Origin of the sequence: Oryzomicrobium sp., assembly GCF_036820405.1 — a bacterium.
Taxonomy (GTDB): Bacteria; Pseudomonadota; Gammaproteobacteria; order Burkholderiales; family Rhodocyclaceae; genus Oryzomicrobium.
On sequence record NZ_DAISLS010000001.1, the window covers coordinates 317,748 to 330,863 of the forward strand.

Consider the following 13,116-nt stretch of genomic DNA (forward strand, 5'->3'; position numbering starts at 1 on the left):
CGGAAGGCCCCGCCCCTTGCGGCCCTACCCCTCCGGCGCCTGGCAGACCCGGTTGCGGCCCTGCTGCTTGGCAGCGTAGAGGGCCGCGTCGGCCCGGTTGATCAGGTACTGGTAGTCCGGGTGGCCGTCGAACTGGGCCACGCCGGCGCTAACGGTGACGTGCAGGGTCCGCCCGTCGCTGATGAGGAATTCGCCGGCATCGAACTTCTGCCGGATGCCCTCGGCGATGCGCAGGGCGGCATCGGCGTTCACCTCCACCAGGATCACCAGGATTTCCTCGCCGCCGTAGCGGAAGACGAAATCGCCGCTGCGCACGGCGTTGAGCACCAGGGCGGAGGCCTGTTGCAGCACCGCGTCCCCGGCGTCGTGGCCGTAGCCGTCGTTGATGTTCTTGAAGTGGTCGATGTCCAGCAGCAGCAGGGCGAACCCCTGGCTCTCACCCCGGTACAGGGCGATTTCCCGGCTCAGCACCGAGGGCAGGAAGCGCCGGTTGAGCAGCCGGGTCAGGGCGTCCCGGCCGTTTTCCACCTCCAGGTAGCGCTCGAACAGGGATGAGAGCAGAAACTTCAGGCTGTCCAGCTCGCCGTAGAACTCCCCCACCAGGGCGTTAAGCTGAGGCGCCGCCGGATCGGCCACCCGCAGCTGGGGCAGCAGGGCGCTGTCGACCCGCTCCACGATGTCCTGGATCTGGCCCAGTTCCTCCGAGCCCTCGAACATCATGCGCGCCTTGTGGTTGAGCCACAGGCCGAACTCGGAATGGGCCAGGTTGGGCAGCACCGCCCGGCTGCTCGGCCGGTGCAGCATGAACAGCACCTCTTGCCCCCATTCGAGCAGCACCGAGCGCTGCCGCTCCCGCTCCACCGACATGTTCTGGCCCAGGGAGAACAGCCGGTAGGCCTCGTCGGCCCTGGCGCTGCGCTCCGAGTTGCGCACGAAGGCGGCGCTCATCAGTTCCAGCGCCAGATCCATCACCTGCCCCACGTAAGGCAGGGCGCGCAGGTGGTCCTGGGGCGACAGGTTCCGCTCCGCCAGGCGGGAATAAATGGCGGCCTTGAGCACCCGGGCACCCCGAGCCACCAGGTAGATGGGCAGACGGATGCGGGCATGGACCTCGCCGACGTGGCGCTGGTGGGCCACCACGGCGGCAGCCTGGGCCTCGTCGCGCAGCTCCTGGGCGAAGACCTCTTCCAGCCAGCGGGTCATGGAACCGCGCAGGCGCTCGTTGACGATGGTGTGGTCGAGAAAATGGGCCGCATCGCGGTCGGCCATCATGGCCCCGTAGAAATGGGCCGCCAGCTCCGGCCCGTGCTCGCGCACCACCGCCGCCACGGCCTGACGGCAGGCATCCGGGGTACGGGCCGCGATGTCCAGCCATTCCGCCTCGGGGGTCGCCGGGCGGGAAGGGACGGACGGCAAGGGAGACAGGATGGCGGGTGACGGGTTCATTGCGGACTCGAATACGAAGAGGGGACGGATCCCCGTGGGATTTGCCGGGGCGGGCAACGCCAAACCGCCTCCGCGCGAACGGTGGCCGGTGGCCGTGTTGCCCGGAATATCGGCGGCCCTTGCCGGCGACGGCCCCCAAGGGCGCGCCCGGCCGCGTGCATCAAGGGGTTGCGCTCGCTAGCCCCCGTACCGGCATGGAAAAACTGAACTGGATTCTATCGCTTTCACCCCCGTGCTCAAGCCAGACCGAGCCGTCGTGGATTTCCGCGATCTGCCGGACCAGATGCAGGCCCAGCCCTGCTCCGGGGCGGTGCTGCGACAGGCGTCCCCGGAAATATTTCAGGAAAAGCCGCGGCACCTCCTCCGCAGGAATGGGCGAGCCGCCGTTACAGATTTCGACCCGCACCCCGCCATCGGCACCCGCCGTTGCGCGCAGCGAAACCGTCTCGTCCTGGGGAGCATGCCGGTCCGCATTGGCCAGCAGGTTGCGCAGCGCCACCTTCACCAGGCCGGGATCGCAGAAGAAGCCTTCCGGCACCCCCTGCCAATCGGCCTCGATCCTGCCTTCCGGCCACTCCTGCACCAGCTCGCCGAGCAGTTCCGGCAGGTTGCACGGCCGCGGGGAGAAGACGGGCATGTCCATGTCCATGCGGTCGCTCGCCAGGCAGTTATCCACCAAGTCCGACATCCGCCGGACCGTGCTGCGCAGGTTCTGGCAGCGGCCCACCACCTCGTCCCAGGGCGCCCCTGGATTAAGCGCGATCTGCTGTGCAGTCACGTTGATGATGGCCAGCGGAGTGCGGAATTCATGGGACACCATGGCGACGAAACTGCGCTGCTCTTCCTTGATGCGCCGTTCGGTCTCCAGCGCCGTCCGCAGCTCGTTTTCCAGTAACTTGCGCCGCTCGATTTCGTGCTCCAGGTCGGCCGTGCGCACGGCCACTTCTTCCTCAAGGCCCTCGTTCAGCTTGCGCACCGCCCGCATGGCCCGCTCCTGGGCCTCGGCCGCCTGCCGGCGCAGCAGGTCGTAGCGCGCATGCAGCCGCATGCTCATGGCCAGGATGTGGATCAGGGTTCCCAGGGACGCCGCATTGACGGTCCATACGTTGGAGGGAAAAACGGACAGATTGCGCAGGAAGCTGATGCCGATCCCGACATAGTAGATGCCGAAGGCAAAGAGGAAGAACCGCGCCGGGCGGTGGCCGCGCAGCAATAAATAAACGCTGAGCCCCGTCATCAGCACGACCAGCAGCAACGACAGCAGCTGTGCCGGGACGACCCCCTCGGCGTAGCCCACCTTGAGGACGAGCCCCATGAACAGGAGGCCGAGCAAGGTCACCGTGCCGATGAATGCCGTGGAAAAGCGCGGCCAGACCGAGGCCAGCTCAAGTTGCAGAACGGCGAACTTGGTCCCCACGATGAGGGCGAGGCAGATGCTGCACGCCAGCACCAGGTCGGAAATGCTCCCCGGTATCCGGAAGATCCATTGGGGAATCCCCGCCGTCAGCATCTGGATTGTGATGGCTAGCGCGACGTAGAGCAGGTACCAGCCGCTCTGGGCCTCCTTCGTCATGCGCCAGAAGAAAATGTGCAGGACGATCAGCAGCAGGTAGCAGCCGAAGTAGAGCCCGTAATACAGCATTTCCCGGCGTGAAAAGCTGTCGAACGCATCGCGCTGCCAGACATCGACCGCGCTGGAAATTGCGTTGCGCGAGGTGATCCGGATCAGCAGCGTCACCGCCTCCCCCGCTGGCAGGATCAGCGGAAAAGCGGCGTTGCGGGCATCGAGGGGCCATGCGGCCCGGTCCAGGTTCTCACCGGCCCGGGAACGCTCCCATCCGCCGCCGGGCGCCTGGCGGAAAAGCTCCACGTCGTCGACCAGGGCATTGCCGAGGTTGAGCACCCACTCGGCGGGGGCCGACTTGTCCCGCACCACTACCAGCTTCAGCCATAGGGTATCGGGCGTATAGCCCACGCCGAGTTCGCCGGGCAGCGGCTGCCAGGGTGCCTCGGCCAGAATCCGGCCGGGATCTGTCTCCCCCGATCCATCCTGAAAAAGCGACAATGCGCCGGTTCCGGAGACGTTGGGCGTATCGGCGGCAAGAAGCAACGGACGCTGGGCCTGGGCCCCGAGGGGCATGAACAACCATAGCGCCAGCACAAGCATGTAGACACGTCTCATAGCTCGTTAGAATAGCACCCCATCCCTCCCCGCCCCGGGGCAACGCCCGAGTACAAGGCCGGCCTCAAACGCCTGGCAAAACACGCACATGACCGGCCACCTCATCCTGCTCGAAGACGAAGACATCCTGCGGCACGAGCTTGCCACCTTTCTCGGCCAGGCCGGCTGGACGGTGGAGGCCGTCGCCGACCTGAGCGCCTTCCGGGCGTGCTACGACGCGGCCCGCCACCGCATCGCCGTCATCGACCTGGGCCTGCCCGACGGCGATGGCATGGACCTGATCCGGGAGCTGCGCGACGGCGGCAGCCCCCTGGGCATCGTCGTCCTCACGGCACGCAGCGCCATCCCGGACCGGGTGGCCGGCCTGGCCGACGGCGCCGACCACTACCTGCCCAAGACGTCCGACCTGGATGAAATCGCCGCCATCCTCTCGGCCCTCGACCGCCGGCTCGCAGGCATCCAGCCCAACGCCCCGGCCTGGTTGCTGGAACTGGCGTCCCGGCGCCTGACCCCACCCGGCCACCAGCCCATCCACCTGTCCCATCAGGACTGCATCGTGCTGCATGCCGTGATGGCGCGGCAGGGCGACACCATCAGCCGGCAGGACATCGTTGCCGCCCTGGGGGAGGATTTCCTCAATTACGACCAGCGCCGCCTGGATACCCAGATGCGCCGCCTGCGCCGTAAAGTCGAGGACGCCGCCGGCATTGCCCTGCCCCTCAATACCGTGCGCAACGTCGGCTACTGTTTCTTCGCCGCCGTGGCGATCCGGACTTGATGCAAAGACAGCCGTCGCCGCTATCCATGCCTCTGCGAACGCCAAGTCAAACGCACTCCCGCATCGGCTCGGGCATGGCAAGCACATGAGACGTTTCGGCCTGCTCCTTCTGCTCGCGCTCGCCGCGTGCAGCACCATCCCCTCCGGCGCGGAGCGCCAAGAGGCTTACGACCGGCTCGCCCAAGCCCGCGGCTGGCGGCTGGAGCGCATCGCCACGGCCGGATTCGAGCTGGTCGCCTGGCGGCCCGGCCGTTACCCCGATCCCGAAAGCCGTCGGCTCACCGTCTACCTGGAAGGCGATGGCCTGGCCTGGCTGACGCCGACGCAACCGTCCCCCGACCCGACGCCGAGGAATCCGCTGGTCCTCGCCATGGCACTGGCGCAACCCGAGGGCAATGCGGCCTATCTGGCCCGCCCGTGCCAGTTCGTCGATGCCGAGGCAACGGGCTGCGCCGCCGCCTACTGGACCGGCAAGCGTTTCGCGGAGGAAGTGGTGGCCGCAACCAACGACGCCCTGGACGTTCTCAAGCGGCAGTCCGGCGCCCGGACGCTCACCCTGGTGGGCTATTCCGGCGGCGGCGCCGTCGCCGCCCTGGTCGCCGCCCGGCGCCAGGACGTGGACCGGCTGGTCACGGTCGCCGGCAACCTGGACCACCAGGCCTGGACGACCCACCACCGCGTGACGCCGCTGACCGGGTCCCTCAACCCGGCCGACGCCGCCGCTGCCCTGCGCCACGTGCGGCAATGGCACTTCGTCGGCGCCCGGGACGAGATCATGCCCCCGGCCATCGCCGCCGCTTATGCGGACCGCTACGACCGCTACCCGCCCGTGGAACGCCCCGAGGTGCGCGTCGAACCCGGCTTCGACCACCACTGCTGCTGGGCCGAGGCGTGGCCCCGGCTGTGGCGCAGTCTGGACGCACCCCGCCCCTGATTGGCGCAGAATGGCCGTTGCCACGCATTGGCCGTTGCCACGCCCCGTTCCCGCCCCACCGCCATGCAGCTTTTCTACACCGACGTATTCGTGTTGCCCCTGCCCGAGGGGCACCGCTTTCCCATGAGCAAGTACGCCCGGCTGCGCCAGGCGGCGCTCTATTCCGGCACCTTCGCCCCGGGCGATTTTCACCTGCCACCGCCGGCCAGCGACGCCCAGCTGGCCCTGGCTCACTGCCCGGGCTACGTGGCCCGGGTGGCTGCGGGGGAGCTGACCCCGGCGGAGATGAAACAGATCGGCTTTCCCTGGTCGGCGGAAATGGTGGAGCGCTCACGCCGTTCCGCCGGCGCCACCCTGGCGGCGGCCCGCTCGGCCCTGGCCGGGGGAAAGGTGGCGGCCAACCTGGCCGGCGGCACCCACCACGCCCACCGCGACCGGGGCGAAGGCTTCTGCGTGTTCAACGACGCGGCGGTGACGGTGCGCGTCCTGGCAGCGGAAGGCGCGGTGCGCCGGGTGGCGGTGATCGACGCCGACGTGCACCAGGGCAACGGCACCGCCACCATCCTGGCCGGCGATCCCCACGCCTTCACCTTCTCGATCCACGGCGCCCGCAACTTTCCCTTCGACAAAGCCGTGAGCGACCTGGACATCGAGCTGCCCGACGGCACCGGCGACGACGCCTACCTGGCCGCTCTGGAACAGGGCCTGGCCGCCACCTTCGCCGCCGGCCCCTACGACCTGGCCATCTACCTGGCCGGCGCCGATCCCTACGCGGGGGACCGCCTCGGTCGCCTGTCCTTGACCATGGACGGCCTGGCCGCCCGGGACCGGCGGGTACTGGACGCCTGTCGCGCCCACGGCGTGCCGGTGGCCATCGCCATGGCCGGTGGCTACGCCCGGGACATCGCCGACACGGTGACCATCCACGCCCGCACCCTGCTCACGGCGCGGGAATACGCAGCCCGGGCCTGACGCCCTTCCCTCAGGCCCCGGAGGGTGCCGGCATGGCCGGCGCGGCCCCATCCATCAGCGCCAGGATGTCGGCGAACAGCTCGCGCCATTCCCGCTGGCTGATCTTCATGAAGCCGAAGTAGCGCAGCATGAACGCCCCCTCGCAGGCGATGAAGGCCAGGCGGATGCGGCGCCCCTCGGGGCTGTCCGTGTCGATGCCATCGAGGCGCTGCTTGTACCAGGCCTGGACGCCCTTCAGGTGGTTGGGCGAATTGAGCAAGGCCGCCATCATCCCCGCCGCCCGGTCGCCCTCCGCCTTGTCGGTGCGCCGGGTGCCCTCCACGTGGGCCCGGGCCAGGGCCTCGGGCGTCGGCTCCGGGCCGGCCAGCCGGGCCACCAGGGCCTCGAACTCGCCGCCCCAGCGCTCGTACATGGCCGCGATGAGGCGGTCCTTGGTGCCGAAGCTCGATTGCACCCCGCCCTTCGAAATGCCGGCGGCCTTGGCCACCGCATCGAAAGTCAGGGCAGCGATGCCCTTGGTGCGGACGATCAGCTCCGCCGCGTCGAGCACACTGTTCCGGTCCACTGCCTGGTAACGCGCCATCCTCCCTCCCATGCAAAATCGGTTACATAAATACGGTTGTATTTATAATCGTACTCTCTGCACAATGCCGCGGTGCTGAAATCGCCGGACTCGCCCCCGACGATTCCCGCCTTGCCCTGCGCCGGGCAAGGCCCCTCCGCCAGTGCCGACGCAGCCATGCAGGACGAATCGCCATGGATCGAATCCACCGATCCGCAGCCACCGTCCCCCCCGCTTCACAGGCCGGCATGGGCTTGAGCCAACTCCGGCCATTGTCCCACGAGGGCCGGTTTTCCCCTTTCGGCCCAGGCAGGCGGCAGCGCAACCACCGGCGCCAACGACAACCACCGATCACGACCGCCCCGCCCATCCACGGCGCCGGGCCGTCGCCCCCCGCTCATGACGACCCGCTCCTGCTCCTGCCGTCCCTCTCCTGCCGCCCTGGCGCTCGCCGCGGCCCTCCCCCTGCTCGCCGCCTGCGGCAAGGAGCCCCCCGCCGCGCCGCCCCCCGCGCCGGAAGCGGTGGTGATCGTCGCCACGCCCCGGCCCGAGTCCCTGACCACCCAGTTGCCCGGCCGGCTGGAAGCCTTCCGCAGCGCCGAGGTGCGCGCCCGGGTGGCCGGCATCGTCATCGAGCGGCGCTACCAGGAAGGCCAGGACGTACGCGAGGGCGAGGTGCTCTTCCGCATCGATCCCAAGCCCCTTCAGGCCACCCTGGACGCCGCCCGGGGCGCCCTGGCCCGGGCCGAGGCCGAGCATGCCGCCGCCTCCGACCAGTTGGCCCGCTACAAGGACCTGGTGGCGGAACGGGCGATCAGCGAGCGGGACCACATCGAAGCCGTGGCGGCCGAATCCCGCAGCCGGGCCGACGTGGCCTCGGCCCGGGCCGAACTGCGCCGCGCCGAGCTGAACCTGGGCTACGCCAGCGTCACCGCCCCCATCGCCGGCCGGGCCCGTCGCGCCCTGGTGACCGAGGGTGCCCTGGTGGGCCAGGACGCGCCGACGCCCCTGACCCGCATCGAGCAGATCGATCCGATCTACGTCAATTTTTCCCGCCCCGCCAGCGAGGTGTTCGCCCTGCAACGGGATATCCAGGCCGGCCGCATCGCCGGGCCGGACAAGTCCGGCGCCCTGCCGGTGCGCCTGGTGCTACCCGACGGACGGCCCTACGGCCACGAGGGCAAGCTGCTCTTTGCCGACCTGGCGGTGGACCCGGGCACCGACAGCATCGCCATGCGCGCCCTCTTCCCCAACCCGGAACGGCAACTGCTGCCCGGCGCCTACGTGGAGGTGCACTTGAGCAGCGCGGTCGATCCCGGCGTGGTACGCATCCCCCGGGAAGCCCTGCTGCGCGGCGCCACCGGCGCCAGCGTGCGCACGGTGGACACCCAGGGCAAGGTGGCCGACGTCCCGGTGCGGGCCGAGCGCATGGACGGCCGCGACTGGCTGGTGACCGAGGGCCTGCGCGGCGGCGAACGGGTGATCGTGCAGAACGTCGCCCAGTTCGCCCCGGGCAGCCAGGCCGCCGCCCGCCCCCTGGGGGCCAAGGACACGCCGTCCCCGGCCGCCTCCACCGCGGAGGCGCGCTGAATGGCCCATTTCTTCATCGACCGGCCGGTCTTCGCCTGGGTCATTGCCCTCCTCATCTCCCTGGCCGGGGTGCTGGCGATCCGGGGCCTGCCCGTGGCCCAGTACCCCAACATCGCCCCGCCGGTGGTCAGCGTCTCGGCCACCTACCCGGGGGCCTCGGCCAAGGTGGTGGAAGAAGCCGTCACCACCCTGATCGAGCGCGAAATGAACGGCGCCCCGGGGCTGATGTACACCTCCGCCACCAGCAGCAGCGGCGGCGCCTACATCAACCTGACCTTCCGCCAGGGAGTTAGCCTGGACCTGGCGGCGGTGGAAGTGCAGAACCGCCTCAAGTCGGTGGAACCGCGCCTGCCCGAAACGGTGCGCCGCTACGGCATCCAGGTGGAGCGGGCGGCGGACAACATCCAGATGGTGGTCAGCCTTTCCTCCAACCGCCCCGACATCGACGAGGTGGACCTGGGCGAGCTGTCCTCGGCCAAGATCCTGCAAGTGCTGCGCCGGGTGCCCGGGGTAGGCCAGGTTGCCTTCTGGGGCGCAGAAAAGGCCATGCGCATCTGGCCCGACCCGGAGCGCCTGACCGCCCTGGACCTGACCGCCTCCGACATCGCCGCCAAGATCCGCAGCTACAACGCCCGGGTCACCGTCGGCGACCTGGGGGCGAACAACGTGCCGGCCTCGGCGCCGATCAATGCCAGCCTGGTATCCGACAGCCAGCTCACCACCCCCGAGGCCTTCGGCGCCATTCCCCTGCGGGTGCGGGCCGACGGTTCCGCCGTATTGCTGCGCGACGTGGCCCGGGTCGAGCTGGGGGCCAGCGACTACGCCTTCTCGTCCCGGGTCAACGGCCGCCCGGCCACCGCCCTGGGCATCAAGCTCGCCGCCGGCTCCAACGCCGTGGCGGTGGCCGGCGAGATCCGCCGCATCATGGACGAGCAGGCCAAACTGCTGCCGCCGGGGGTCGAATACCAGATTCCCTACGAGACCTCGTCCTTCGTCGAGATCTCGATCCGCAAGGTGGTCACCACCCTGCTCGAAGCGGTGGCCCTGGTGTTCGCCGTGATGTACCTGTTCATGCAGAGCGTGCGCGCCACCCTGATCCCCACCCTGGTGGTGCCGGTGGCCCTGCTCGGCACCTTCGCCGTGCTGTTCGGCCTGGGCTACTCGATCAACGTGCTGACCATGTTCGGCATGGTGCTGGCCATCGGCATCCTGGTGGACGACGCCATCGTGGTGGTGGAGAACACCGAACGGATCATGGTCGAGGAAGGGCTGCCCCCCTACCGGGCCACGGTCAAGGCCATGGGCCAGATCAGCGGCGCCATCGTCGGCATCACCGTGGTGCTGGTGTCCGTGTTCGTGCCCATGGCCTTCTTCCCCGGCGCCGTGGGCAACATCTACCGCCAGTTCGCCGTGACCCTGGCGGTGTCGATCGGCTTCTCGGCCTTCCTCGCCCTGTCGCTGACCCCGGCCCTGTGCGCCACCCTGCTCAAGCCGGTGGACGCGGAACACCAGGAGAAGCGCGGCTTCTTCGGCTGGTTCAACCGCAGCTTCCGCCACGGCACCGAGCGCTACGGCCGCGCCGTGGGCGGCATCCTGCGCCGTCCGGCGCGGGGCATGGCGGCCTATGCCGCCATCGTCGCCGCCGTGGCCTTGGCCTTCTGGCAGCTGCCCACCGCCTTCCTGCCCGACGAGGACCAGGGCAACTTCATGGTGATGCTGGCCGAGCCCCAGGGCGCCACCCTGTACGAGGCCATGAACGCCCTGGGCGAAGTCGAAACCTACCTGCTGGAAAAGGAACCGGTGAAGTACGCCTTCGCCCTGGGCGGCTTCAACAACTTCGGCTCCGGCCCGGGCGGCGGCATGGTCTTCGTCACCCTCAAGGACTGGAGCGAGCGCAGCGGCAAGGAATCCCAGGTCCAGGCCATCGTCGACCGCATCAACGCCCACTTCGCCGGCCGCCCGGACCGGCTGGTGCTGGCCATGAACAGCCCGGCCCTGCCGGAACTGGGCTCGTCCGGCGGCTTCGACCTGCGCCTGCAAGACCGCAACGGCGTCGGCCGGGACACCATGGTCGAGGCGCGCAACGCCCTGATCAAGGCCGCCGCCGGCGATCCGGCCCTGAGCAACGTCATCTACGCCGGCCAGGTGGACATCCCCCAGGTGGCCATCGACATCGACCGCAAGAAGATGGAAACCATGGGCATCAGCCTGGACGAGGTGAACGCCACCCTGGCCACCATGTTCGGCTCGGACTACGTGGGCGACTTCATGCACGGCTCCCAGGTGCGCAAGGTGATCGTCCAGGCCGACGGCCGCTACCGGGTTTCCCCGGACGACCTCAACCGGCTGCGGGTGCGCAACTCCGCCGGCGAGCTGGTGCCCCTGTCCACCTTCATCCGCTTCGCCTGGCGGGTGGGGCCGCCCCAGTTGACCCGCTACAACGGCTACCCGTCGTTCACCATCAACGGCAATGCCGCGCCGGGCCACAGCAGCGGCGAGGCCATGGCGCGCATGGCCGCCCTGGTGGGTGAATTGCCTGCCGGCGTCGGCTTCGAATGGACCGGCCAATCCTACGAGGAAGTACAGTCCGGCAAGCAGGCGCCACTGCTCTTCGCCCTCTCCATCCTGGTGGTGTTCCTCGCCTTGGCCGCCCTATACGAGAGCTGGGCGATCCCGGCCGCGGTGATGCTGGTAGTGCCCCTGGGGGTGATCGGCGCCCTGCTCGCCGTGATGCTGCGCGACATGCCCAACGACATCTACTTCAAGGTCGGCCTGATCGCCACGGTGGGCCTCTCGGCCAAGAACGCCATCCTCATCGTCGAAGTGGCCAAGGACCTCTACCGGGACGGCATGGGCCTGTTCGAAGCGTCCCTGGAAGCGGCCAGGCTGCGCCTGCGCCCCATCGTCATGACCTCCCTGGCCTTCGGCTTCGGCGTCGTCCCGCTGGCCCTGGCCACGGGGGCCGCCTCCGGCGCCCAGACGGCCATCGGCACGGCGGTGCTGGGCGGCATCGTCACCGCCACCGTGCTGGCGGTGTTCCTGGTGCCCCTGTTCTTCTACCTGATCAACCTGCTCATCGCCCGGCGGCAGGGCCAGCGCGCCGCCCCCGCCCTGCCGGCCACCGAGACCGAATCATGATGCGCCCACCTTTTTCCCGCCGGAGTCCGGCCGCCGTTCTGGCGGCCGCCCTGCTCGCCAGCGCCTGCACCCTGGCCCCGGTGTACGAGCGCCCGGCCGCCCCGATCCCCACCGCCTATCCGGCGGACGCCCCCATTGTCAGCACTGCTGCCGGCACGGCTGACAATGGGGCCCGGGCGCCGGAAGACTGGAGCCAGGCCTTCCTCGACCCACGCCTGCGCCAACTGGTGGCCAAGGCCCTGGAACGCAACCGGGACCTGCGCCTGGCCGCCCTGCGCATCGAGGAGGCCCGCGCCCTCTACGCCATTCAGGCCAGCGCCAGCCTGCCGTCCATCGACGCCAGCGGCGGCCTGACCCGAGGCCGGGCGCCCCTGCCCTCTGCCCAGGGCGGCGGTAGCGCCTTCGGCCAGGAATACCGGGCCGCCGTCGGGGTAAGCGCCTTCGAACTCGACTTCTTCGGCCGGGTGCGCAGCCTCAACCAGGCAATGCTGGCCGAATACCTGGCCACCGAGGAAGCCCGCCACGCCGCCCAGGTGGCCCTGGTGGCCGAAGTGGCCACGGTCTACGCCGGCCACCTGGCCCTGGCGGAGCAGGCCGACCTGGCCGGTCAGGCCCTGGAATCCCGGGAGGCGGCCCTGAAGATCGCCCGCGCCCGTCACGCCCGGGGGCTGGCCAGCGCCATCGAACTGAGCAGCGCCGAGACCCAGGCGGAAACCGCCCGGGCCGCCCTGGCCGAGCGGGAGCGTCTGCGCCGCCAGGCCCTGCACGCCTTGCAACTGCTGGTGGGCGACTTCGACGAACGGCTGGCGCCCCAGGCCCGCCTCGACGACCTGAAGCTGCTGCCCCTGGCCGCCGGCCTGCCCGCCGACCTGCTCGAACGTCGTCCCGACATCCGCCAGGCCGAACAGCGCCTGCGTGGGGCCAACGCCAACATCGGCGCCGCCCGGGCCGCCTTCTTCCCCAGCGTCCAGCTCACCGGCGAGGCCGGCACCGCCAGCCCTGGTTTCGCCGGCCTGTTCGACGCCGGCACCCGGCTGTGGTCCTTCGCCCCCCGCATCACCCTGCCGATCTTCGCCGGCGGCCGCAACAAGGCCAGCCTGGACCTGGCCGAGGTGCGCAAGGACATGGCCGTGGTGGCCTACGAGCAGGCCATCCAGACCGCCTTCCGCGAGGTGGCCGACGCCCTGGCCGCCCGGGAGCAATTGGCGGTGCAATGGCAGGCCCAGCGCCGGGTCGCCGCCGGCGAGCGGGAACGCCTGCGCTTGGCCCAGCGCCGCCACGAGAAGGGCGTGGCCGGCTACCTGGAAGTCCTTGACGCCCAGCGCAGCCAATTCGAATCCGAGCAGGCCCTGGTGGACGTGCGGCGCCTGGTCGTCGCCAACGACGTGGCCCTGTTCCGCGCCCTGGGGGGCGGATGGTCCACAGCGGAGCGGTGATTCCCCGGCCGCCGCCGAAACCTGGCCCCAGCCCCAACCCCAGTACCCGGCGCCATGTCGGCGGCAACGCCCCCATCC

9 protein-coding genes are annotated in these 13,116 nt (G+C 69.9%); 6 read left to right on the forward strand and 3 right to left on the reverse strand.

Annotated elements, in window-relative coordinates:
• Nucleotides 1-24: 24 nt before the first annotated feature.
• Both V7Z98_RS01380 and V7Z98_RS01385 read right to left on the reverse strand, forming a co-directional pair.
• The gene (locus V7Z98_RS01380; protein ID WP_334156701.1) at nt 25-1,446 is read right to left on the reverse strand and encodes a diguanylate cyclase; all 1,422 of its coding nucleotides are present in this window, start codon (nt 1,444-1,446) and stop codon (nt 25-27) included.
• A 160-nt stretch (nt 1,447-1,606) separates the two neighbouring features.
• Entirely contained in the window at nt 1,607-3,613 is a 2,007-nt protein-coding gene (locus tag V7Z98_RS01385) for a sensor histidine kinase (protein ID WP_334156702.1), read from the reverse strand.
• A 103-nt stretch (nt 3,614-3,716) separates the two neighbouring features.
• Here V7Z98_RS01385 and V7Z98_RS01390 point away from each other — a divergent pair, with 103 nt between their 5' ends.
• The 3 genes from V7Z98_RS01390 (at nt 3,717) to V7Z98_RS01400 (ending at nt 6,312) form a co-directional block, all read left to right on the forward strand.
• Nucleotides 3,717-4,406, forward strand: coding sequence for a response regulator transcription factor (locus V7Z98_RS01390; RefSeq protein ID WP_293261522.1), 690 nt, complete (start codon nt 3,717-3,719; stop codon nt 4,404-4,406).
• A gap of 85 nt (nt 4,407-4,491) precedes the next feature.
• The gene (locus V7Z98_RS01395; protein WP_293261525.1) at nt 4,492-5,340 is read left to right on the forward strand and encodes an alpha/beta hydrolase; all 849 of its coding nucleotides are present in this window, start codon (nt 4,492-4,494) and stop codon (nt 5,338-5,340) included.
• 63 nt (nt 5,341-5,403) lie between these two features.
• Nucleotides 5,404-6,312, forward strand: a complete 909-nt coding sequence (locus V7Z98_RS01400; RefSeq protein ID WP_334156703.1) for a histone deacetylase family protein — start codon at nt 5,404-5,406, stop codon at nt 6,310-6,312.
• Between the two features lie 10 nt (nt 6,313-6,322).
• Here the strand turns inward: V7Z98_RS01400 and V7Z98_RS01405 are convergent, their stop codons facing one another.
• Nucleotides 6,323-6,895 carry a TetR/AcrR family transcriptional regulator gene (locus tag V7Z98_RS01405; protein WP_334156704.1) on the reverse strand — a complete coding sequence of 191 codons (573 nt, stop codon included), beginning with the start codon at nt 6,893-6,895 and terminating at the stop codon, nt 6,323-6,325.
• 378 nt (nt 6,896-7,273) lie between these two features.
• Between V7Z98_RS01405 and V7Z98_RS01410 the strand changes: the two genes are divergently transcribed.
• From V7Z98_RS01410 to V7Z98_RS01420, 3 genes are read left to right on the forward strand one after another with little or no spacing between them, the layout of a single operon-like run.
• A complete protein-coding gene (locus V7Z98_RS01410) occupies nt 7,274-8,464 on the forward strand; it encodes a MexX/AxyX family multidrug efflux RND transporter periplasmic adaptor subunit (RefSeq protein ID WP_334156705.1) in 1,191 nt (396 codons plus the stop codon).
• Nucleotides 8,465-11,602: a multidrug efflux RND transporter permease subunit gene (locus tag V7Z98_RS01415; RefSeq protein ID WP_334156706.1), complete on the forward strand. Its 3,138-nt coding sequence runs from the start codon at nt 8,465-8,467 to the stop codon at nt 11,600-11,602.
• A complete protein-coding gene (locus V7Z98_RS01420; protein WP_334156707.1) occupies nt 11,599-13,038 on the forward strand; it encodes an efflux transporter outer membrane subunit in 1,440 nt (479 codons plus the stop codon). Before V7Z98_RS01415 ends, V7Z98_RS01420 begins: the two co-directional genes overlap by 4 nt.
• The last annotated feature ends 78 nt before the right edge of the window (nt 13,039-13,116 follow it).

Bases quoted from the DNA above. Each gene is read 5' to 3' on its own strand.
- V7Z98_RS01395 (WP_293261525.1), top strand. From the start codon at position 4,492: ATGAGACGTTTCGGCCTGCTCCTTCTGCTCGCGCTCGCCGCGTGCAGC.
- V7Z98_RS01385 (WP_334156702.1), bottom strand. From the start codon at position 3,613: ATGCTTGTGCTGGCGCTATGGTTGTTCATGCCCCTCGGGGCCCAGGCC.
- V7Z98_RS01380 (WP_334156701.1), bottom strand. From the start codon at position 1,446: ATGAACCCGTCACCCGCCATCCTGTCTCCCTTGCCGTCCGTCCCTTCC.
- V7Z98_RS01390 (WP_293261522.1), top strand. From the start codon at position 3,717: ATGACCGGCCACCTCATCCTGCTCGAAGACGAAGACATCCTGCGGCAC.
- V7Z98_RS01400 (WP_334156703.1), top strand. From the start codon at position 5,404: ATGCAGCTTTTCTACACCGACGTATTCGTGTTGCCCCTGCCCGAGGGG.
- V7Z98_RS01410 (WP_334156705.1), top strand. From the start codon at position 7,274: ATGACGACCCGCTCCTGCTCCTGCCGTCCCTCTCCTGCCGCCCTGGCG.
- V7Z98_RS01420 (WP_334156707.1), top strand. From the start codon at position 11,599: ATGATGCGCCCACCTTTTTCCCGCCGGAGTCCGGCCGCCGTTCTGGCG.
- V7Z98_RS01415 (WP_334156706.1), top strand. From the start codon at position 8,465: ATGGCCCATTTCTTCATCGACCGGCCGGTCTTCGCCTGGGTCATTGCC.
- V7Z98_RS01405 (WP_334156704.1), bottom strand. From the start codon at position 6,895: ATGGCGCGTTACCAGGCAGTGGACCGGAACAGTGTGCTCGACGCGGCG.